The sequence below is a fragment of the Pontibacter oryzae genome (assembly GCF_003576375.1).
In the GTDB taxonomy this organism is placed as follows: domain Bacteria; phylum Bacteroidota; class Bacteroidia; order Cytophagales; family Hymenobacteraceae; genus Pontibacter; species Pontibacter oryzae.
On sequence record NZ_QWGE01000001.1, the window covers coordinates 795,217 to 818,087 of the forward strand.

Genomic DNA, 22,871 nt, shown 5'->3' on the forward strand with positions numbered 1-22,871 from the left:
AAACAAAGTTATCGACAAGCGGATATTGAAACACCTAGAAGATCCGCACTACATATAGCCAAAAACCGTTGAAAAACAATACAATAACTTAGATTTTTTAGTTACTGTAAAGCATGCTGTGAATTATGTCAAAACAAACGATGACAAACGGGATAGTTGACTTTGTTTTTCTCTTAGCCGTCGCAGTTTTGTTCCTGCATGGGTATAATAGTTATAGAAATCAGCAAGAGCACACCAGCGAAAGAGTAATTGCTGTGAACTTCTGGAATCCATCACATTCTTTATTGCTGTTTGATTCTACCCAACAATTACCATTTGATTCTAGTACTGGAACTTTCAAAAAAATCTACTTAAATGGAATAGAAAGGAGTGACAGTTTGAAAATGATTGAGATTAAGGAAGCTCTTTTAAATTTCAATGCGAAGAAGGAGGAGGGCCCTGGTGTCCAGATTGTGTTTGGTGACAGCTCAAAGTATAGCGACTTCATTAAAGTTCTGGACTATTGCTCCAAGGAAGACATAAGGCAATACTCACCTTATAAAAATACTATATGGATTCCCGCAAAACAGAATCTTATCAAATGACTTATAAACATAACCACCCAACAAAGTATAGCAGTTAAGATTCGGCTCCGCCTTATGGCCAAGTACGTTAAAACTTACACCAGTCACATTCCCTAACTCAACGCCTAAAGCCCTATGCAAAACGAAAGAGTGTTTAAAATGTCATTTGCAGGAGTTTATCCGCATTACATCCAAAAGGCAGAGAAGAAGGGCCGCACGAAGGCAGAGGTAGACACGCTTATTTGCTGGCTAACCGGTTATAACTAAGCATCGTTGCAGCAGCAGATAGATAGCAAAATTAGTTTTGAAGCCTTCTTTGCGCAGGCCCCGCAAATGCACCCCAATGCCTCCAAAATCACCGGGGTTATATGTGGCTATCGTGTAGAGGAAATCGAACACCCCTTGATGCAGAAGATTCGCCAACTCGATAAACTGATCGATGAACTGGCAAAAGGAAAGGCAATGGAGAAAATCTTAAGAAACTAGCAGGATTTATACTTCCAGCTGAGCAATGAAAGCTAGCAGGCACTTTTTCTAAGCTTTTCCGGACTATCAAGTTCGGAGGCACGCAGCCGGGGACTTCCTTGTACCCCGTGGTACTATTTAGGCGGATTAGGAAATCCGCTTCAGGGTTGGTTTCGGAGAAAGAAGTCCGAAACAGCAGGTACAACGAGGTATTTGCCCAACCCCTCAATCATTATGATACTTCTCCCCTCTAAGGATGGTAAACCCGCGGTATAGCTGCTCGAAGAAGAACATGCGTACCATCTGGTGTGTGAAGGTCATTTTGGAGAGGGAGATCTTGTCATTGGCGCGGGCGTAAATTTCCGGGGAAAACCCAAAGGCGCCTCCTACTGCAAACACTAGGTTGGTGGTTACGGCATTCAGCTTTTTCTGTAGGAAAGTAGCGTACTCTGAGGAGGTGAAGCTCTTGCCTTTCTCGTCCAGCAGAATGAGGTGGTCGCCGTCCTGGAGCTTCTGAAGTATAAGTTTACCTTCGGCCTCTTTCAGTTTGTCGGGTGTTAGCTTGCCGCCGCCCTTTACGTCAGGTATGATAACAAACTCCACCGAATGGTAGTGCTTCAGGCGCTTCAGGTACTTCTCAATTCCCTCTTCCAGAAAGGCCTCGTCGGTTTTGCCTATTACAAGTAGCTTAATTTTCATGGGGTGGCGGTTTTCTGCCAATATCGGGCTTTGCCGGGGAGTTTGCAATCCGGTTTATCAAGTATGGCCATACTTCATCAGTAAATCCCTAACTTTAAGGAAGCTAAAAATTAACCAATGGAACCCCGAATTACCCTGCTGCCTGCCAAAAAACTGGTTGGCAAAAGTATCCGCACCACGCTTCACGAAAACCAAACCGTGGTGCTGTGGCAAAGCTTTATGCCGCTCCGCAAGCATATCCATACAATAAGCCCTAACCTGTACGCAGTGCATGTATATGATTCGGTGCTGACAGAAGCCTTCACGCCCGAAACGCCTTTTGATAAATGGGCAGCTGCTGAGGTTGCCCCAGATACGCCCACTCCGGAGCAGTTACAGGCATTACTGCTGCCCGAAGGGCTTTATGCCGTGTTTATACACAAAGGCCTCCCAAGCGATTTCCCGCGCACGATGGCGCAAATTTACTCGGAGTGGCTGCCGCAATCGAAGTATGCACTGGATCACCGCCCGCACTTCGAGGTTATGCTCCCCGGCTACAGCCCCACCGCCCCTGATGCCGAAGAGGAAGTTTGGGTGCCGGTGCGCAAGCGCTGAACGGCCTCGAAAGTTTACTTACAGCAGCTCCTGGCTTGGGTCCCAGAACAGCTTTTTAAACTCCACCACCTGGTTGTCCTGCACTTTTACGCCTTCCTGCTCCAGCCGATCCTGCATGGCGTTGGGTTCCTCAAAATGCTGGCTGCCGGTAAGTATGCCATTTCGGTTTACCACGCGGTGTGCCGGTATCTGTACGCCCGGGTGCGAGGCAATCAGGGCCCAGCCCACCATGCGCGCCGAGCCTTTGGCACCTAAGTAACTGGCAATCGCCCCGTAGGAAGTTACCCTCCCCTTCGGTATCAGGCGCACCACTTCGTATACATTCTCAAAAAAATTCTCTTTGTTACTTTTTTTTGCCATTCTGGTTTCCGCCGTTTAAACCTTCGCTAAGGTTGTTTGTCTTTTAAATATGCCTGTTTGTAGAGTTTAAGATACGCTAACTTTCATTATACCTAAGTATGGCTGTATCTTTAATGCTGCATCCAGTTTTTTTTATGAGTTTCCGGAGCCGCATGCAAATGTATGCGTTACTTAGCTATAACAACCTGTGTTTAAACATACATGAACAAAACCATTAAAACCATCCTTATACTAGTAGCTGCAACTGCTGTGGCCTACCTTGCTTATAACAAACTATCGGGCGGGTCAGACGAGCCTATGGCTAAGAACGGTGGCGGGCCATTAGCCAAGAAAGTGGCGGTAGATGTGTTCGTGGTATCGCCTTCGGCATATCAGAATAAGATTTCGGCTACGGGTACCGTGCTGCCCAACGAGGATGTAGAGCTACGCAGCGAGATTTCCGGCCGTGTTACAGGTATAAACTTCGAGGAAGGTAACCGCGTGCGCAAGGGCCAACTGCTGCTAACGGTAAACGCCGCCGAGCTGCAGGCAGAGCTCAAAAAGCTGCAGTCGAACCAAAAGCTGTATCAGGACATGGAAACACGCCAGCGCACCCTGCTCGAGAAAGAATACATTAGCAAGCAGGAGTATGACCAGGTAAGCAACCAACTGGCCACTGCCAACGCCGATATCCAAGCCCTGAAAGCAACATTAAATAAGGCCTACATTCGCGCGCCTTTCGATGGGATTATCGGTTTGCGCCAGGTAAGCGAGGGAAGCTATGTATCATCTAGCACTCCAATTGCCCGTATAGTGGATGTAAGCCCTGTCAAAATTGAGTTTGCCATACCAGGCCGCTATGCCCACCTGGTTGAAGAGGGCACTAACATCACGTTTGCCTTTGAGGGAAGCCCAGAGGAGTATCAGGCCCGGATCTATGCCATCCAGCCTAACATTGACCCCGCCACCCGCACCCTGCAAATCAGGGCGCTGTACGATAACAAAGACGGAAAGATCAAGCCCGGCGCGTTCGTTAACGTGAGCCTGGCCCTGAACGAAACGGATGAGGCGATCCTGATCCCGACGGAATCCATTATACCTGAAGCTACTGGCCAGAAGGTATTCCTTGTAAAGAATAACAAAGCAGAACCGAAGATGGTGAAAATCGGGCAGCGCTCCGAAACCATGATCCAAATTACAGAAGGCCTTGAACCCGGCGACACAGTGATCACCTCAGGTATCCTGCAGGCCAGGCCTGGTTCGGACCTGAGTATCAGAAAAGTACGGGTAACCGGCCAGAAATAAGCCTGTAAGCAGAAAACAAACAAGCTAATCCCCGGGGGCCCGCTCCCGGACCTTTATCGACAAGTATGGCAAGTCTATCATCCATAAGTATAAAACGCCCGGTATTAGCCATCGTGATGAGCATAACGATCATCGTGTTTGGCATTATCGGGATTACCTACCTGGGCGTGCGCGAGTACCCTAGCGTGGACCCTCCTATCATTAACGTATCCACATCCTACACCGGGGCAAACGCCGAAACCATCGAATCGGAGATAACCGAGCCGCTGGAGGAGGAAATTAACGGTATTGCCGGTATCCGTACCCTGACCTCGAGCAGCAGCGAGGGGCGCAGCAACATTACCGTGGAGTTTACCCTGGGAGCCGACCTGGAGACAGCCGCCAATGACGTGCGCGACCGTGTTTCCAGGGCACAGCGTCGCCTCCCCGACGATGCCGACCCTCCAACAGTCTCCAAAGCCGACGCCGACTCTAATCCTATTCTGATGCTGGGTATCAAGAGCGAGACCCGTTCTTTGCTTGACCTATCAGATATTGCGGCCAATGTGTTTAAAGAGCAGCTGCAAACTATAGATGGTGTAAGCTCCGTGGATATATGGGGTGAGAAACGCTATGCCATGCGCCTCTGGATGGACCCCGATAAACTTTCTGCCCTAGGCGTTACGCCCGTAGAAGTTCAGGCAGCGCTATCACGCCAGAACGTAGAGCTACCGTCAGGCCGCATCGAAGGTGCTACAACTGAGCTTTCGGTGCGCACCATGGGTCGTATTTCTACGGCCGAGCAGTTTAACAACATTGTGGTACGCCAGGATGCTGACCGCCTGATTCGCTTTCAGGATATTGGCTTTGCTGAGATAGCCCCTGAGAACGAGAAAACAGTGCTTCGCTACAACGGCATACCCATGGTAGCCGTGGTACTAATACCGCAGCCCGGATCTAACCAAGTAGAGATTGCCGATGAGTTTTACAGGCGCTTGGAGCAAATCAAAAAAGACATCCCCGATGACCTCGAGCTGATTATTGGTTTTGACAACTCAAAGTATATCAAGGCATCCATTGCCGAGGTGAAGGAAACTATTTTTATCGCTTTTGGCCTGGTAGTGGTTATTATCTTCCTCTTCCTCCGCGACTGGCGCTCTACCATCATACCGGTGGTGGCTATTCCGGTTTCGTTGATCGGCTCCTTCTTTATCATGTACATCATGGATTTCTCCATCAACGTGCTCACTTTGTTGGGTATCGTGCTGGCTATTGGCTTAGTAGTGGATGATGCCATCGTGATGCTGGAGAATATTTACGCCCGGATTGAGGATGGCCAGGACCCTATGAAGGCGGCAAAAAAGGGCTCCGCAGAGATATACTTTGCCATTATCTCTACCACTATTGCGCTGGCTGCCGTGTTTATGCCGGTTGCCTTTTTGGAGGATACCACCGGCAGGTTGTTCCGTGAGTTCGGTATTGTGGTGGCAGGTTCGGTTATCATTTCCTCTTTCGTGTCGCTGACGCTGACGCCCATGATGTCGTCGCGGATGCTAAAGCACCGCGAAAGGCCAAACTGGTTTTACCGCAAAACAGAACCTTTCTTTGCCTCCCTTACCAATAGTTACCGTAGTAGCCTCGAGAGCTTTATGAGCGTACGCTGGGTGGCATTCATACTTATTGCTGTTTCGGCGGGAGCTATTTGGTGGCAAATGAGCTCCCTGCAATCCGAGCTAACCCCAAGCGAAGACCGGAATGGCCTACGCATAAATGCTACTGGCCCGGAAGGTGCTTCGTTCGAGTTTATGGACTCTTACATGAGTGAGCTTACCTCTCTGGCCAACGACTCTATCAGCGGTATCTCAAGCATCGTTAGTATGACGCGTAACTCAAACTCGGGCTTTGTGCGTTTGCGCCTAGTGCCGCCTGAGGAGCGTACGCTTACGCAACAGCAAACCGTGGAGCGCATTACCGGTCTGGTAGGTCAGTTGCCGGGTGCCCGTGCCTTCGCCTCCGGCGATAAGGGCTTGGGTGGCGGACGTGGTGCCGGCCAGCCAATCGAGTTTGTGGTGCAGTCTCAGAACGTGAACAAGCTCCGCGAAATCATTCCGCCATTTTTGGAGGCCGCGCGCCAGGACCCTACATTTAACTTTGTGGATGTTAACCTGAAATTCAACAGCCCGGAACTGCGCGTGGAAATTAACCGTGAAAAGGCGCTGTCGTTGGGTGTGGATGTGAGCGATATTGCCCAGACCATGCAGCTTGGCCTGAGTGGGCAGCGCTTTGGATATTTTGTGCGCGGCGGAAAACTCTATCAGATTTTGGGGCAAGTTGGCCGCCAGAACCGTAGCCAACCGCTGGACCTGCGCAGTCTATACGTCAAAAACAACGCTGGCGAACTGATACAGTTGGATAACCTGATAGAACTAAAGGAGGAAAGCGCTTCGCCGCAGATTTATCGTTTCAACCGCTTTGCTTCGGCTACGTTCAGTGCCTCTTTGGCAGAGGGTAAAACCATCAGCGATGGTATAGCCATCATGGACGAGATTGCCGATAAGACCCTGGACGAAACCTTCCAGACATCGCTTACCGGCCAGTCCAGAGACTTTTCCGAGAGCTCAAACAGCTTGCTTTTTGCCTTCTTATTGGCCCTTGGCCTGATCTACCTGGCGCTTTCGGCCCAGTTCGAGAGCTTCATCGACCCGATCATCATTATGTTTACCGTGCCGCTCGCGCTGGCGGGTGCCCTGGTAAGCTTGTGGTACTTCGACCAGACGCTGAACATCTTCAGCCAGATTGGTATGATTATGCTCGTTGGTTTGGTTACGAAAAACGGTATCCTGCTGGTAGAGTTCTCTAACCAACGCAAAGAGGAAGGCCTTAGCAAACTGGAGGCCGCCACAGATGCTGCAGTAGCCCGTTTCCGCCCAATCCTGATGACGTCGCTTTCAACCATACTTGGCACCCTGCCGATTGCATTGGCACTAGGAGCTGGCTCCGAAAGCCGTACATCTATGGGTATAGCCGTGGTGGGTGGCCTTATCTTCTCGACAGGGCTTACGCTTTACATCATTCCGGCCATTTATTCATACTTCTCCTCGAGCAAGGCTACCCGTGTAAGCCACGACGATGATGAAGATGATGCACCGGTAAATAAGCCTACACAAGTGCAGTTTCCTGAGCCTGAACCAGCGTTCAGTAAATAGCCTATTCAGTTCATTTTGATTTAACCGATAGTTAAAACTATAAATGTCATCACTAAAAGCCACAGTATTGCTGATTTTTGCAGCAGTACTGCTTCTGCCCGACACAGCCCTTTGCCAGGAAAAGCTATCCCTGCAGGAAGCAGTTAGCATCGGGTTGCAGCAAAACTTTGATATACAGATCGCAAACCGCCAGGAAGCCATCTCCGAAAATAACGTAACGCTGGGGAATGCTGGCTTTTTACCTACTTTGGACGCCAGGGGCGCAAGAACTTTTAGCGAGAACAACTCCAGACAGGAATTCCAGACCGGCCCGGACCGAGAACGCACAGGCGCCAGCTCTAATGTACTTTCTGGCAACGTAACCTTAAACTGGACGCTGTTTGACGGCATGGGCATGTTTATAAACTACGAACGGTTGAAAGCCCTGGAAAAATCCGGTGACCTGTTTACCCGCGAAACCGTGGAAAACACCCTGGCCGACATTACTTTCAGCTATTACGAGGTAGTGCGCCAGTTCACAAAGATCAATGCTCTCCGCGATGCCATCACTATCTCGGAAACAAGGGTAGAAATTGCTCAGGCACAGTATGACATAGGCGTGAGCGCCAAAGTGGAGATTTTGCGTGCGCAGGTAGACTATAACGCTGACCGCTCTGAGCTCTTACTGCAGGAAGAGGCCTTGCAAAACGCTAAAATAAACCTGAACCAGTTACTGGGCCGCGATCCCGATATCAACTTTATACCTTCTGACTCTATTGTAGTAGATCCTACGCTGCGTTTCGCGCCCAGAGAAGGGAGTCTGATCAGCAGCAACCCACTGCTACAGCGCTTGCAACTGAACCGTGAAATTGCGCACCTTGATATCAAGGCGATCCGTGCCAGCCGTTTCCCTACTATTGGCTTTGGCAGCGCATATAACTTTAACCGATCAGAGGCAGAGCCACTCAATGAGTTTCAGGCGCAGTTTAACCGTAACGTAGGCTATAACTACGGCATTACTGTAAACCTGCCAATTTTCAACGGCTTTAACATCAACCGCCAGGCCCAGAATGCGCGCATTGCGCTGGAGTCGGTAAACCTGCAGTTTCAGCAGGAGCAGAACCGGGTACAGGCAGACCTAGCCCGCGCGTACAGCCAATATACCAACCGCCTGCAGCTACTCGATTTGGAAGAATCAAATTTAAAACTCGCCAAGGAAAACGCAGAGATTGCGTTGGAACGTTACAAACTAGGCCTGCTCACAGCTATCGAGTTACGAGAGGCGCAACGCAACCAGTTGGTGGCCGAGAACCGCCTGATAGATATACGCTACCAGGCCAAAGCCGCCGAAGTAGAGATAAAACGCCTGACCAGCTCGCTTGTGCAAAATAACTAGCTTTGCTTTTCTCCGTTTAAGGAAGCACAATATGCAAGTATAAAAGTATAGCCATGGCTATACTTTTATACTTTAGGGCAATACCTTAATCAAAAGTATGGATAGTATAGAATTAGAGCTTTTTCAGATTCTTGGCATTTCGTTGGGCCTGGGCCTGCTGGTGGGGCTTCAGCGGCAACACGATCAGTCGGAGTTGGCAGGCATACGCACCTTTCCTTTAATTACCCTTTTTGGTACTATCTCCGGTTTGCTGGCGCAGCATTTTGGTGGCTGGGTAGTGGCAATGGGCATAGCAAGTATGGCTGGGCTTGTCATAGTGGCTAACCTTATCAAGCTTCGCAACCCGCCATTCAGCCCGGGCCTCACCACCGAAGCCGCTGCCTTGCTTATGTATGCCGTGGGGGCCTACCTTGTTTTTGGCGATAAAACCGTGGCTGTGGCCATAGGTGCCACAGTGGCCGTATTGCTACACCTCAAAAAGAAACTGCATGGCTTCGTGAAGCGGATTGGAGAAAAAGACCTGAAAGCCATTATGCAATTTGTGGTGATCTCCCTGGTAATACTACCCATCTTACCCGACGAAACCTATGGCCCTTACAACGTGCTGAATCCGCACAATATCTGGTTAATGGTGGTGCTGATTGTGGGCATTGGTCTGCTGGGCTACTTTGCCTATAAAGTCTTCGGGCAGAAATCGGGCACGCTGCTGGGAGGTATTTTGGGTGGCCTAATCTCAAGCACTGCCACTACCGTAAGCTATGCCCGCCGCACTAAAGACCATAACCATACCAGCACTACACTTGCGGCTCTCGTTATTTTTATTGCTTCTGCCGTATCAATCGTCCGTATTATTGTTGAAGTTGCTGTGGTTGCGCCGGGCACAATAGCCACTGTGGCTCCTCCCCTTGCTGCAATTTTCCTGCTGATGCTGATACTTGGCAGCCTGATGTACTTCTTTAAAGGCGATGACCAGGATCAAATGCCGGAGCAGGGCAACCCCGCACAGCTTAAAACTGCTCTAGTTTTTGGGGCCGTTTACGCCGCTGTGATGCTAGCCACTGCCTTTGCCAAAGATTACCTAGGCAGCAGCGGCCTCTTCATTGTAGCCGTTATTTCCGGCCTAACCGATGTGGACGCCATCACGCTTTCCACTGCCCGCCTCATGAATATTGGCAACCTTGAGTTGCTTAGTGGCTGGCGCATCATACTTACTGCCGCACTATCCAACCTCGTTTTCAAGGCCGGATTGGTAGGTGTGCTTGGCAGCCGTGCGGTGTTTGGCAGAGTTGCATTGATGTTCGGAATTGTATTAGCAGGTGGTTTATTGGTGCTTTGGCTATGGCCAGCTAATTTTATATTGGCTCTAGAATAGCATTAGAAGCCGATAATTCCAGCAACTCGCAAGATTAAGTTAAAGCTATAGTTCTTCGATACACCTAAGTATAATTCAATTGTATTTCAATTCAAGGTAAATAGATTATCAAAAACACTTTTGCCTATTTACGAACAAATCAAACACATTATTAATATTTTCATTGCTTAAATTATACTTTATTCACAATCCAGCAATCATTCATTTGCTTTTTTAACAAGGCTTCTGTAAATTATAGGTTCCTCTACTCGAAAGAGTTATGTAAAACACTTAGTTTCCCTTTGATGAACCAAGATAATTACAACCCTGCCGGACTGTACAGAAGCGAATTCGAACACGATGCCTGTGGCGTTGGATGCGTGGTAGACCTGAACGGTAAAAAATCCCATAGCATTGTAAAAGACGCCCTGACCATGCTTACTAACATGGAGCACCGCGGCGCCACTGGCAGCGACCCTGAAACAGGCGATGGCGCCGGTATTCTGGTGCAGTTGCCGCACACCTTCCTGAAAAAGCAACTCAGCGAGTTTGCCATCAAGCTGCCGCAACAAGGGGCTTATGGGGTAGGCATGGTTTTCTTCCCGACAGTGTACGAGGTAAGGGACAAGTGCAGGCAGATCATCAACCAGTGCGTGCGGCAGATGGGCTTCATACTTCTGGGCTACCGCCTGGTACCGGTTAATGGCCGGGTGCCCGGGCACGAGTCGAAGGCAGTGGAGCCATACATTGAGCAGCTGTTTGTGCGCCCTACGGAGGCAAGTATGAAAGAGGATGAGTTGGAGCGAAAGCTTTTCGTGCTCCGCAGCCTTATCACTCACGAAATCAACAAGAATGTGAAAGGCGAAAACGGTACGTTTTACATAGCCAGCCTTTCGTCGCGCACTATCATCTACAAAGGGCAACTAAAAACCGACCAGGTAGCGCAGTATTACCACGACCTGCGCCACCCGGATTTTAAGTCTGCGCTGGCCGTGGTGCACTCACGCTTCTCCACCAACACCTTCCCGAACTGGAAACTGGCCCAGCCCTTCCGGTTTATTGCCCATAACGGCGAGATCAACACCATCCGGGGAAACGTGAACAAGATGAAATCGAAAGAGGCGCTGATGCACTCGCCTTTGTTTACAGAAGAGGAACTGAAGTGGCTGCTGCCGGTTACTAACCCCGCCAACTCCGACTCGGCTAACCTGGATGCCATGGTGGAACTACTAACGCTGGCCGGCCGGCCACTGCCGCACGTAATGATGATGCTGGTACCCGAGGCCTGGCAGGATAACCGCTTCATGGACCCCTACAAGAAAGCTTTCTATAAGTATCATGCCGCCCTGATGGAGCCCTGGGATGGCCCGGCCGCCCTGTTCTTTACCGACGGCAAGCAGATCGGAGCCACCCTGGACCGCAACGGCCTGCGCCCTGTGCGGTTCTGCGTAACCCGGCAAGGCCGCTTGGTGATGGCCTCAGAAGCCGGAGCCCTACCAGTTAACCCGAAGGATGTAGTGCGCAGGGGCCGTTTGCAACCCGGCAAAATGCTGCTTGCCAACCTGGAGGAGAACCGGATCTACGAAGATGAGGAAATCAAGCAGATGGTTTGCAACGACAAGCCATACTTCGACTGGATTGCCCAGAACCGCATAAAACTGCACCAGCGCCCCGACCCTTCGTTTTGCCTGAACACGGTATCGGCTGATGAGCTGCGCCTGAAGCAAAAAGCTTACGGCTATACTTCCGAAGACCTGAAGCTGATCATCCGGCCAATGGCTACTACCGGAAAGGAGCCGCTGGGAAGTATGGGTTCGGACACGCCGCTGGCCGTGCTCTCGCGCCAGAGCCAGCATGTGGCCAACTACTTTAAGCAGCACTTCGCGCAGGTAAGCAACCCGCCGATAGACCCGATCCGGGAGCGGCTGGTCATGTCGCTGTTCACGCGCCTGGGCGAGTCGCTGAACGTGCTCGACGAAACGCCGGCGCACACGCGGCAGGTGCATATTTCGCACCCCGTGCTCAGCCACAGCGATTTTAACAAGATCATCAACCTGAAATCTGAGGGTTTTGCGCACCATACCATAAACGCCACCTTTGCCACCACGCACAGCGGTGCGCTGCAGGAGGCTCTGGATGAGATTTGCCAGCAGGCAGAGGCAGCCGTGGCGGCAGGCAACAAGATCCTGATCATCTCTAACCGAAACGTGGAAGCCACCCGCGCAGCCATCCCTTCGCTGCTGGCCGTGGGCGCGATACACCATCACCTGATCCATAAGCGCATCCGTACCAAAACTGGCCTGGTAGTAGAGGCAGGCGATGCCTGGGAAACGCACCACTTTGCCACAATCATTGGCTACGGAGCCAGTTGCGTGTACCCATACATGGTTTACGACACCATACAGCACCTGCTGGAGCAGAAAAAGCTGGATGTGGCGCAGCCCTTCACCTATTATGCCGATAACTTTATCCAGGCAATCGGTAACGGGCTGCTCAAGATACTTTCCAAAATGGGCATCAGCACACTGCAGGCTTACCAAAGTGCCCAGATATTTGAGTGCCTCGGCTTTGGCCAGGAAGTGATCCAGAAATGCTTTAAAGGTACGGTTAGCCGCCTGGAGGGCCTTAATTTTGAGGACCTGGAGCAGGAAGCGCTTATCAAGCACCAGGCCGCCTACCTCGGCGACCAGAAACTGCTGGAAACCGGCGGCTTTTTCCAGTGGAGAAGAAGCGGCGAAGAGCATTTGCTGCGCCCCGAGATTATACATCTGCTGCAAAAATCAACCCGCCTGAACGACTACGGCCTGTACCAGCAATATGCCACGCTCCTGCGCGAGCATCAGCAAAAAGCCATTACACTACGCCATTTGTTTGAGTTCAGGAAGCGCCAGTCGGTGCCGCTGGAGGAGGTAGAGCCCGTGGAAAGTATACTGAAGCGCTTTGCCACAGGGGCCATGTCTTTTGGCTCGCTGTCGCATGAGGCGCACAGCACGCTGGCCATTGCCATGAACCGCATCGGGGGCAAGAGCAACAGCGGCGAGGGCGGCGAAGACGAGGCCCGCTACATTGTTAAAGAAAACGGCGACTCGGAGCGCTCCGCCATTAAACAGGTTGCCTCAGGCCGCTTTGGCGTTACCAGCCATTACCTCTCCAATGCCGATGAGATACAGATAAAGATAGCCCAAGGTGCCAAACCAGGCGAGGGCGGCCAGCTGCCGGGCCACAAGGTAGACCACTGGATTGCCCGCGTGCGCCATTCTACCCCGGGCGTTGGCTTAATATCGCCGCCGCCGCACCACGACATTTACTCTATCGAGGATTTAAAGCAGCTAATCTACGACCTGAAGAACGCTAACCCGCAGGCCCGGATAAACGTGAAGCTGGTGGCTGAGGCCGGCGTGGGCACCATTGCCGCTGGCGTAGCCAAAGCCAAAGCCGATGCCATTATGATTTCGGGTGCCGATGGAGGCACGGGTGCCAGCCCGCTCAGTTCTATCCGTCATGCCGGCCTGCCCTGGGAGATTGGCCTGGCCGAAGCGCACCAAACGCTGGTGAAAAACAACCTCCGCAGCCGCGTGGTGCTGCAAACCGATGGCAAGCTGATGACCGGCTACGACCTGGCCGTGGCTACCCTGTTAGGTGCCGAGGAGTTTGGCGTGGCCACCGCCGCCTTGATTGCCGAAGGCTGCATTATGATGCGCAAGTGCCACCTGAACACCTGCCCGGTGGGCATTGCCACGCAAAACCCGGAACTACGTCAGTTATTTACCGGCGAGCCGGAGCACGTGGTTACCCTGTTCCGGTTTATGGCCGAGGAACTGCGCGAGATCATGGCCTCGCTGGGTTTCAGAAGTATAAACGAGATGGTGGGCCAGCCGCAGGTGCTGAAAGTGCGCAACGACCTGAACCACTGGAAACTTAAAAACCTGAACTTCGATCCGATCCTACATAAAGAGGTGGTTCCGAATAACGTGGGTATCTACAACCAGATACACCAGGAGCACGACATCGAGCAGGTGCTGGACCGCAGGCTGATCCGTGACTTTAATAAAGGTAAAACCGGGGAGCTCAATTACCGCATCATCAACGTGGACCGCTCAGTCGGTGCCATGCTGTCTAACAAGGTATCGCTGAAGTATGGGAAAAACGGATTGCCTGCTGATAGCTTTTATGCCACGTTCCGGGGCTCGGCCGGGCAGACCTTTGGCGGCTTTTTAGCGCCGGGGCTCACGTTCCATCTCATCGGCGAAGCCAACGATTACTTGGGAAAAGGCCTCTCTGGCGGTAAACTCATACTACAGCCGTTTGATGGCTCTACCTACGCCCCGCACGAGAACATCATCACCGGAAACGTGGCCCTGTATGGCGCTACCTCGGGCACAGCCTATATCAACGGCATGGCCGGCGAGCGTTTTGCCGTGCGCAACTCGGGTGCAGAGGCTGTGGTAGAGGGCATCGGCGACCACGGTTGTGAGTACATGACCGGCGGTAAAGTGCTTATACTTGGCGCAGTGGGCAAAAACTTTGCAGCAGGCATGAGCGGCGGCATGGCCTTTATCTACGACTCGGCCAACAGCTTTGCAGAGCAGTGCAACCTAGATATGGTAGACCTGGAGCAGCCAACAGAAGCCGACCTTCACTGGATTGCTCAGAAACTGGAGGAGCACGCCAAGTATACCGGCAGCACGCAAGCCAGGGAACTACTGCAAGGCTGGCACGCGCACCAGAAATTCTTCCAGAAGGTGATGCCGCACGACCTGAAAAGAGCCTTGCAACTACAAGAAAGTGAAACGCTAAACGTAATAGCCTGATGGGACAAGCAGACGGATTTTTGAAATATGACCGGGAGCTGCCTGGCGCACGCGACCCGAAAGAAAGAATAAACGACTCCAACGAAATTTATACTTCCTTTCCGGAGGAGAAAACAAAGGCACAGGCCGCCCGCTGCATGGACTGCGGTGTGCCTTTCTGCCACAACGGCTGCCCACTCGGCAACCTGATACCAGATTTTAACGATGCCGTGTACGAAGGCGAGTGGGAGCGCGCCGCGCAGATACTTTACAGCACCAACAACTTCCCGGAGTTTACGGGCCGCATTTGCCCTGCCCCCTGCGAGGCTAGCTGCGTGCTGTCGATCAACAAGCCCGCCGTGGCCATTGAGCACATCGAGAAAGCCATCGCCGAGAAGTCTTTCGAGCTGGACCTGGTGAAACCGCAACCTCCCAAGCACCGCACGGGCAAACGTGTCGCCGTGGTAGGCTCCGGGCCAGCCGGGCTTGCCGCCGCCGCGCAACTGAACCAGGCCGGCCACGAGGTGCATGTGTACGAGAAGGACGATAAGGCTGGCGGCCTGTTGCGTTACGGCATCCCGGATTTTAAGCTCGAGAAATGGACCATAGACCGCCGCCTGGCCATACTTGAGGCCGAGGGAATTCACTTTCACCTGGGAGTGGAGATTGGCAAAGACTTCAGCCTCAAAAAACTCCATAGAAAGTATGATTCCGTGCTCCTCACCATTGGCTCCTCCAAACCGCGCGTGCTCGATATACCCGGCAACCATCTGAAAGGCATTCACTTTGCCATGGATTACCTGACGCAGCATAACCGCCGCGTGGCCGGGCAAAGTATAGATGCCGCACAAGAACTGGTTGCCGGCGATAAACACGTGCTGGTAGTGGGCGGAGGCGATACCGGCTCCGACTGCGTAGGCACGGCCAATCGCCAGTTTGCCAAAAGTATAAGCCAGTTGCAGTACCGCAACATGCCCTCCGACATGCGCCTGCCAGACAACCCCTGGCCAGAATGGCCCATGACCTATACTTCCTCCAGCTCGCATGAGGAAGGCTGCGAGCGCAGTTGGGGCTGGCTAACCAAAGAGTTTATAGGCGACGAGAACGGCTTTGTTAAGGGCCTGAAGGTAGTGGAACTTGCGTGGAAAAACACGCGGGAGTATGTGGAGAAGCCCGAAAGCGAGAAAGTACTGCCTTGCGACCTGGCCCTAATCGCTATTGGCTATGAGCGCCCCATGCACGATGCATTCTTAGCCAGCTTTGAGTTTGATACCGATGCGCGCGGCAACTTTAAGCTACAAGACTGGCAGACAAGTCTACCAGGCATTTTCGCAGCCGGCGATGCCTACCGTGGCCAATCGTTGGTAGTATGGGCTATTTCTGACGGGCGCGAAGCGGCACGGGCCATAGATGTGCACCTGATGGGCAAATCCGATCTGCCGTCCAAGCAATTATCGCGGGTGATGCTAGAGAGTTAACTCACAGCTATACTCTAAAATCAAAAGCGCAAGGCACACAATTTAGTGCCTTGCGCTTTTGATTTTTCAGGGTTTATACTTCCAGCGGCAAAGTAGCCTGCTTCAGGTAAACCTCGAAAACAGAGCCCTGGCCTAGCTCGCTTCTGAGCTCTATGCGGCCATCGCTGTTCTCGACGATCCGCTTCACAATGGTCATGCCTACGCCTGTGCCTTCTGTGTGGTCGTGGAGGCGAGTAAACATGCTGAATACCTTTTCGTGGTCCTCCTCTCGAATCCCTAGGCCATTATCCTGTACCGAAAGCACCGTAAACCCATCTGATACATATGTCTTGAGCTTTACAACTGGTTTGCGGTCTGGGGACCTATACTTAATGCCGTTTGATACGAGGTTATAGATGATGCTGCGCAGGTTTTTGCGTGAATATAATACTTCCGGCGCCTCAGAGAAGTCATCGGTAATCTCGGCATCTGTTTCCAGAATCATACACTTGATATTCGATTTAACGTCTTCTAGTATCTCCCGGAAGCTTATTCTATCACTTATATCATCTTCTTGATGCTGCAGTCTGGCTACTTCTGTGAGGTCGACCAGCGTATTTTTGAACCGGAAGACCGAGTTATCCACCATATCGAACAGTGATTCTATTTCCTCCAACTCCACACAGTTTTCAATCAAAGATTCTCTTAAGGCTTTAATTAACCCCTCAATGTTGATGATAGGCGCTTTTAAATCGTGTGAGGCCGTATAGACAAAGTTTTCGAGGTCTTTGTTGATGCGGGTAAGCTCTTTGGTGCGCTCTTCTACCCTTTTCTCCAACTCGCGGTTGGCTTGCATGGTAAGAGCGTTGGCCCGCTCCAGTTCCTTTTTCTGAGTGTAAAGGTTTATAAAGGTTGCCACTTTGGCGCGCGTGATGTAAGGGTGCAGGGGTTTAAAAAGGAAATCCACAGCGCCGGCCTCAAAGCCTTCCACCACATGCGAGGATTGCTCTACAATGGCTGTCACAAAAATAACCGGGATGTCTTTAGTCTTTGAGTTATCGCGCAGGTATCTGGCAACTTCGTAGCCGTTCATGCCGGGCATTTGTACATCAAGTAAAATTAAGGCAAGATCCTCGCGCAGGGCTATTTTGAGCGCCTCTTCGCCTGAGCTGGCAAAAAGGTAAGAAACGTTATCGCCTTCGCTAAAAAGAAGACTTTCCAGGCTAATAAGGTTTTCGGGCTTATCATCAACTAAGAGCACCTTTACTGGGCATGCAGGGTCCAGGGTGAGGGAAGCAGGCTTAGGTTGCTGGTCAATCATCATGTAATCCAAAGTAAAAATTCCTGTATCTTATCCAGAGTAGCCACACGGCATCCGGGAATGAGTTTCATAGCTGCTTCGGGCATTGTGCTTACTTCTGCCTCGCTGGGGTCTTGCACCAGGGCAACCCCGCCTTTATCGTGAATATACTTTAGTCCGGCGCTTCCATCTTTGCTGGCTCCGCTAAGCAGTACGCCAACTAACTTCGCCTTGTACGCATCTGCCGCACTCGTAAACGTAACGTCGATGGATGGCCGGGAGTAGTTTTCAAGGTCCGACACATCCAGCGAAAAGGTACCGTCTTTCTCGAGCAGCACATGGTAATTAGCGGGTGCCAGGTATACTTGGCCTGGCTGCAACGGCATTTTATCCTCTACCTCCTGCACGCCAAGCTGCAGGCGTTTTTCAAAAATGCGTTTTAGGTTGCCTTCTGCGTTACGCAGCCGGTGCAACACCAGTACAATCGGAAACGGGTACGTGGCAGGCAGTTTTTCAAGTATGCGTAACGATGCTTGTATGCCTCCCCACGAGCCACCTACCAACACAACCTTTTGGAAGGCTACCATCAGCTGGTTTTTCGGTAAATGCGGTTGCTCTTGTCTGCCAGCTGGTACCTGCTGTTTATAACGGATAGCGCCAGCGTTTCTTTTTTTCCTAGCCCAAGATAACCCAAATCAACCAAGCTTTCATCAAAAAGTTTGAAAACCCGCTCTTGCAGGGCATGGGTAAAGTATATGAGTACGTTACGGCAGAGAATAAGGTGGAACTCGTTGAAGGATGAATCCGTGGCTAGGTTGTGTGGGTAAAACACCACGTTTTTCACCAGCGAAGAATCAAACTTAAGGCTACCATAGTTACTCAGGTAATAACTCGAAAACTCGTTTTTACCGCCGGAGGCGTAGTACCCGGAAGTATAAGCCGCTATGTTTGAGGCCGGAAAAATTCCCTCTTTTGCCTGCCGCAGCACTTTTTGGTTTACATCGGTTGCGTAAATCTTGGTACGGTCCAGCAAGCCTTCTTCCTTTAAAAGTATGGCCAGCGAGAAAAGCTCCTCGCCGGTGGAGCAGCCGGCATCCCAGATCTTGATAAATGGATACGTGGAAAGTATGGGCAGCACGTTTTGCCGCAGCGACAAAAAGAACGACGGGTCGCGGAACATCTCGGTTACGTTAACAGTGATTTCCTGCAGGAACCCTTCGAAAAAGTAGCTATTGCCCAATACCTGTTGCCGGAGCAAATCCATACTTGGGATACTATTATTCGCTACAAAGCGCTTGATGCGGCGGTATAGCGATGCCCGGGAATAACCCCTGAAATCGTAGCCATACTGCTGGTGCACCTTTTCCATCAACTCCTCTGCCTCCTGCTCAAAGAGTGCCTCCTTATCAAGCTTCATACAACCACACGCGCATTAACGTCAGCAACTTATCGGTATCAATCGGTTTTGGGATATAATCAGAAGCACCGGCTTTGATACACTTTTCCTTATCTTCTTTCATGGCTTTGGCGGTGAGAGCAATAATAGGCAGGCGCTTAAACTGTATATTCTTGCGTATTGTCTTTATCGCTTCTATCCCATCCATCTCAGGCATCATGATGTCCATTAGCACCATGTCTACGCCTGTTTCCGAGTCTAGTTTCTCCAGAGCCTCCCTGCCATCGTAAGCCACAACCACTTCCATGCCGTGCAACTCCAGTAAGCTACTCAGTGAGTACACGTTACGCACGTCATCATCCACTACCAGCACTTTTCTGTTTTTAAGAATTTCTTCCGGCACGTGCAATTTCATCTTAAAATCGTTACCCTGAGGCAGCTTCTGGTTTACCTTGTGCAGGAACAGCTGCACCTCATCGAGCAGGCGCAGGTACGAGTACTCGTTTTTGATGATGATGGTGTTGGCAAACTCCTTCAGCCTGTTCTCCTCTTCCTCGCTCAGGTCTTTGCCTGAGTAAATGATGATCGGAATATCGGCCAGGCCTGCCTTAGCCTTCATGGATTTCATGAAGTCGTAGCCATTGGTGCCGGGCAGGTTCAGGTCAAGTATAATGCAGTCTACTTTCTGTTTGGCCAACACATTTTCTGCCTCCTCGGCGTTATAGGCCGAGGTAGAGCGCATACCGTGCACGAGCAACAGTTCGGCTACTGCCTTGTTCTCCACCTCATTATCCTCTACAATCAGGATGTTCTCGATGGCTTTTGCGGTGGAGCCAGCTATGGAAGTAAAGGCCTTGTTCAGCATTTCCAGCGTTACGGGCTTAGGCAGGTACTCTTCGTGCTCCAGAAATTCGCCGGTTACCTCGCTATCGTACGCCGACATCACGTGCACGTTTACGTGGCGCAGGTCCTTATCTTCCCGTATTTCGCGCAACACATCCCAGCCGGTAGTGTCTGGCAAATTGATGTCCAGAAGTATGGCATCAGGCTGTTCGGTTTTGGCCAGGCGCAGGCCGTCAGCTCCGGTATATGCTTTAAAGACTTTAAAATTCTTAGCTGTGGCAAAGTCTGTCAAGATATCGCTAAAGCCTTTGTCATCTTCAATAATCAGGATGCGAATATCCTTTTTATTGGTTGGATTTATATTTTGCAGCATGTGCATGGCCGTGTCCGCTTTCGGCTCCTCTGGTGCAGGGGCTGAGGTTTGTGCTAGGCCGGCAGGCTCATACTTGGGCTGCTGCGGCGCGGGCTGGGCCTGCGGGTGCGGTGTGCGTGGCAAGTATAAGGTAAACGAGCTGCCTACGCCCACCTCACTTTCCAGTTGCAGCTCGCCGCCAAGCAGCGTTGCCAGCTCCTTGCAGATGGTTAGCCCCAGGCCTGTTCCGCCATACTTGCGCGTGGTAGATGAATCAGCTTGCTGAAAGGCCTCAAACACCACGTCCTGCTTCTCCTTAGGAATACCGATGCCATTATCCTTCACAGTAAATGCAATTACGTCGGCATGCTCTTTCAGTGATTCTGACTTTAACTTCAGGTGGTTATGCGCCGGATAGATGGATAGCTCCACTTCGCCGCCCTCATTGGTAAACTTAATGGCGTTGCCGATAAAGTTCTTGAGGATCTGCTCCAACCGGAAGCGGTCTGAGGTAAAGGTATCGAAAGTGCCCGGCGCGATGTGCTGGCTAAAGTGGATGTTCTTTTTCTTAGCCATTTCGCTGAAAACAGGCTCCAGCTGAATATCGCTAACGTTTATCTCCTCCACTTCCAGCCTAATCATCCCCGACTCTATCTTAGACAGGTCCAGAATCTCGTTGATTAGCTTGAGCAGGTCATTGCCGGATCTGTGTATGATCTGGGCATGATCTATCTGCTTTGTGGAGAGCGTGTTCTCGTTGTTATCCGCCAGCAGCCTCGAAAGTATAAGTATGCTGTTGAGCGGTGTGCGCAGTTCGTGGCTCATGTTGGCCAGGAAGTCGCTTTTATACTTGCTCACTGTCTCTACCTGGTTTATCTTGAGCTCGATGGCCTGTCTGGCATCTTCCAGGGCATTGTTCTTGCTGCGCAGGGCCTCGTACTGTTCTTCCAGAAGCTGCGCTTTTTCCTCCAGTTCCGAGTTTTTCTCCTGCAGTTCTTCCTGGTTTACGCGCAGCTCCTCTTCCGATGCTTTCAGTTCTGCGTTTAGCTGGCGAAGTTCTTCCTGCTGCGTTTCCAGCTCTTCGGCTTGGTTTTGGGTTTCGTAAAGCAACTCCTGCGTTTGGATATGGGCCTTTAAGGTATGCACCATCACGGACACACGCTCTGTAGCAGCCTGGAAAAACTGCTGGTGTAAGTCTGTGTACTGCTTGCGCGAGCACAGCTCAATAGCGCCCACGGTGTTATCCGTAAATTGCAGCGGAAGTATAATTATATTTGCCGGGTCGCTTTCTGAAAGGCCGGTTTTTAACGTGAGGTGCGTATCCGCCACATCCTGCAGAAGTTTGGTCTTGCGCTCGCTCACGGCCTGGCCCACTATGCCCACGCCAACCTCAAAAGCCTGCAGTTGCGAGGTACTGTACTGCACGCCATAGCTGGCTTCCGGGCTTAACCTATGGCCATCCTTAAGTAAGTAGAAGATGCCCGCCTCCGAACCTGTGTAGTTGCACATAAAGGCAATAACCTTCTCCGATACTTGCTCCAACGCCGACTCGCCCGCAATCAGGTTGTTAAGCTCCGAAACACCTGCCAGCACCCAACCGCGGTTTGCGTTCTCCGTGGTAAAGCGCTGCAGGTTGTCTTTCATGTCTTTGATGGCGTAGCTCAGCACATCCTCGCTGCTTTGCACCTCCACATCCACATCGTAACGCCCTTCACCAATAGCCTGCGCCACTTTAGAGAGCGATACGTTCTTGTTTAACACACCCCTGAACGATTCGGCTACCATGCCTACCTCATCGTGGCTGTTAATGTTGATCGTTACATCAGTTGCTCCTACTTTAATGCGGTCCGCAGCTACTTTAAGCGTGGTCAGCGATGACGAAATCAGGTTGATGATGTAGAAGGCAAGTATGGTCATCAGCACCAGCAGCACAATCACCGTCCCGATCAATACTGTTAGGTATTGTTGCTTCTTACTGATGCCGGCCTGCACCTCTTCCGAGATCATGCGCAGCAGGTCACTTTCTACAGCCCGCAGGTCATCTATACTTGTGGTAAACTCATTGAATGTAACCGTAGGGTTGAAAGCAGCGAAGTTAACCTCCGGGCTTTGCTCTATGGCTTGCAGCACTGCTGCCACTTTCTTATAGTTATCGGAGGAGATTACTATTTGCAGATCCCGTGCCGACTCCTCTGAGGCAAAGCGGTTAAAATCAATGAGCGCGCGGTTATAAAAATTGTTCTGAGACCGGATCAGTGCATAGTCCTCATAAGAGAAGCTTTTTTCCTGTATCACTTTCATTAACAGGCTTCGCATGCGCGCCAACTGTATTTTAGCCTCTACTAAACTCCGGAAACTGGTTAGTTGCTCGCTCAGTTGCACACTGCCAACCCCAATGGCATTGGCATCAATACGGTCCAGGAAAGCAAAACTCAACCCTGTGGAGTATTTTCTGAACTCCAGCACATCCAGTTTCTGGTCGTCAAGGTCATTTCTATACTTTATCAGGTCATCTAGAAGCGAAATATCCACAAATGCAGACTTGGTTTCCTCCAGATAAACTTTCAGGTTACGCACAGCGGCATCTGTCTGTGCCCTTTGCGCCTTTGCCTCGAGCAGTAAGGCACTATCGCCGTTAGCGGCAGCCAACATACGCGCCCTCTCCCGCTGAAAAGTATGAATTACGTCAGATATCTTTTCGGACTCCCGTAGCTGAACGGCTTCTTCCTTCAAGCGGCTATTCTCCTCTATTTCATACTGAATAGTGGTTGCTGCGAAGTATAACAGCGGAACCAGAAGTAGAATGAGCAGGACTAGTAGCTTGTCCCGAATTTTGAGGTTTCTTAAGAGCTTCATG

Annotated in this window: 14 protein-coding genes and 1 pseudogene; 9 read left to right on the forward strand and 6 right to left on the reverse strand. The window is 51.1% G+C overall.

All coding sequences use genetic code 11. The annotated features are described in order from the left end of the window. Positions 1 to 125 precede the first annotated feature (125 nt). Both D1627_RS03255 and D1627_RS03260 read left to right on the forward strand, forming a co-directional pair. Positions 126 to 584, forward strand: a complete 459-nt coding sequence (locus D1627_RS03255) for a hypothetical protein (protein WP_119430759.1) — start codon at positions 126 to 128, stop codon at positions 582 to 584. Between the two features lie 138 nt (positions 585 to 722). Further along, positions 723 to 1,049, forward strand: a pseudogene (locus D1627_RS03260) (DUF2200 domain-containing protein). Positions 1,050 to 1,253: 204 nt separating this feature from the next. Here D1627_RS03260 and rlmH read toward each other — a convergent pair. After that, positions 1,254 to 1,727, reverse strand: a complete 474-nt coding sequence (gene rlmH, locus D1627_RS03265; protein WP_119431101.1) for a 23S rRNA (pseudouridine(1915)-N(3))-methyltransferase RlmH — start codon at positions 1,725 to 1,727, stop codon at positions 1,254 to 1,256. A 117-nt stretch (positions 1,728 to 1,844) separates the two neighbouring features. On the opposite strand from rlmH, the gene D1627_RS03270 reads away from it, so the two are divergent. Continuing rightward, a complete protein-coding gene (locus tag D1627_RS03270) occupies positions 1,845 to 2,321 on the forward strand; it encodes a GyrI-like domain-containing protein (protein WP_119430760.1) in 477 nt (158 codons plus the stop codon). A gap of 18 nt (positions 2,322 to 2,339) precedes the next feature. Here D1627_RS03270 and D1627_RS03275 read toward each other — a convergent pair whose 3' ends face one another. After that, the gene (locus tag D1627_RS03275; protein WP_119430761.1) at positions 2,340 to 2,681 is read right to left on the reverse strand and encodes an MGMT family protein; all 342 of its coding nucleotides are present in this window, start codon (positions 2,679 to 2,681) and stop codon (positions 2,340 to 2,342) included. A 201-nt stretch (positions 2,682 to 2,882) separates the two neighbouring features. On the opposite strand from D1627_RS03275, the gene D1627_RS03280 reads away from it, so the two are divergent. The 6 genes from D1627_RS03280 (at position 2,883) to D1627_RS03305 (ending at position 16,144) form a co-directional block, all read left to right on the forward strand. Continuing rightward, a complete protein-coding gene (locus tag D1627_RS03280) occupies positions 2,883 to 3,965 on the forward strand; it encodes an efflux RND transporter periplasmic adaptor subunit (protein WP_119430762.1) in 1,083 nt (360 codons plus the stop codon). A gap of 65 nt (positions 3,966 to 4,030) precedes the next feature. Continuing rightward, positions 4,031 to 7,150, forward strand: coding sequence for an efflux RND transporter permease subunit (locus tag D1627_RS03285; protein WP_119430763.1), 3,120 nt, complete (start codon positions 4,031 to 4,033; stop codon positions 7,148 to 7,150). A gap of 43 nt (positions 7,151 to 7,193) precedes the next feature. Further along, positions 7,194 to 8,525 carry a TolC family protein gene (locus D1627_RS03290; protein WP_119430764.1) on the forward strand — a complete coding sequence of 444 codons (1,332 nt, stop codon included), beginning with the start codon at positions 7,194 to 7,196 and terminating at the stop codon, positions 8,523 to 8,525. A 97-nt stretch (positions 8,526 to 8,622) separates the two neighbouring features. Further along, positions 8,623 to 9,897: an MgtC/SapB family protein gene (locus D1627_RS03295; RefSeq protein ID WP_119430765.1), complete on the forward strand. Its 1,275-nt coding sequence runs from the start codon at positions 8,623 to 8,625 to the stop codon at positions 9,895 to 9,897. Between the two features lie 284 nt (positions 9,898 to 10,181). Continuing rightward, positions 10,182 to 14,687, forward strand: coding sequence for a glutamate synthase large subunit (gene gltB / locus D1627_RS03300; protein ID WP_119430766.1), 4,506 nt, complete (start codon positions 10,182 to 10,184; stop codon positions 14,685 to 14,687). Then, the gene (locus tag D1627_RS03305) at positions 14,687 to 16,144 is read left to right on the forward strand and encodes a glutamate synthase subunit beta (RefSeq protein ID WP_119430767.1); all 1,458 of its coding nucleotides are present in this window, start codon (positions 14,687 to 14,689) and stop codon (positions 16,142 to 16,144) included. Before gltB ends, D1627_RS03305 begins: the two co-directional genes overlap by 1 nt. Before the next feature lie 73 nt (positions 16,145 to 16,217). On the opposite strand, the gene D1627_RS03310 is transcribed toward D1627_RS03305, so the two are convergent. Genes D1627_RS03310 through D1627_RS03325 form a run of 4 tightly spaced genes read right to left on the reverse strand, consistent with a single transcriptional unit; the run spans position 16,218 to position 22,870 of the window. Then, the gene (locus tag D1627_RS03310) at positions 16,218 to 17,447 is read right to left on the reverse strand and encodes a sensor histidine kinase (protein WP_233555491.1); all 1,230 of its coding nucleotides are present in this window, start codon (positions 17,445 to 17,447) and stop codon (positions 16,218 to 16,220) included. Beyond that, positions 17,444 to 18,010, reverse strand: a complete 567-nt coding sequence (locus D1627_RS03315; RefSeq protein WP_119430768.1) for a chemotaxis protein CheB — start codon at positions 18,008 to 18,010, stop codon at positions 17,444 to 17,446. The genes D1627_RS03310 and D1627_RS03315 overlap by 4 nt, the downstream gene beginning before the upstream one ends. Further along, a complete protein-coding gene (locus D1627_RS03320) occupies positions 18,010 to 18,840 on the reverse strand; it encodes a CheR family methyltransferase (protein ID WP_119430769.1) in 831 nt (276 codons plus the stop codon). Before D1627_RS03320 ends, D1627_RS03315 begins: the two co-directional genes overlap by 1 nt. Next, the gene (locus D1627_RS03325; protein ID WP_119430770.1) at positions 18,830 to 22,870 is read right to left on the reverse strand and encodes a response regulator; all 4,041 of its coding nucleotides are present in this window, start codon (positions 22,868 to 22,870) and stop codon (positions 18,830 to 18,832) included. The genes D1627_RS03320 and D1627_RS03325 overlap by 11 nt, the downstream gene beginning before the upstream one ends. Position 22,871 lies beyond the last annotated feature (1 nt).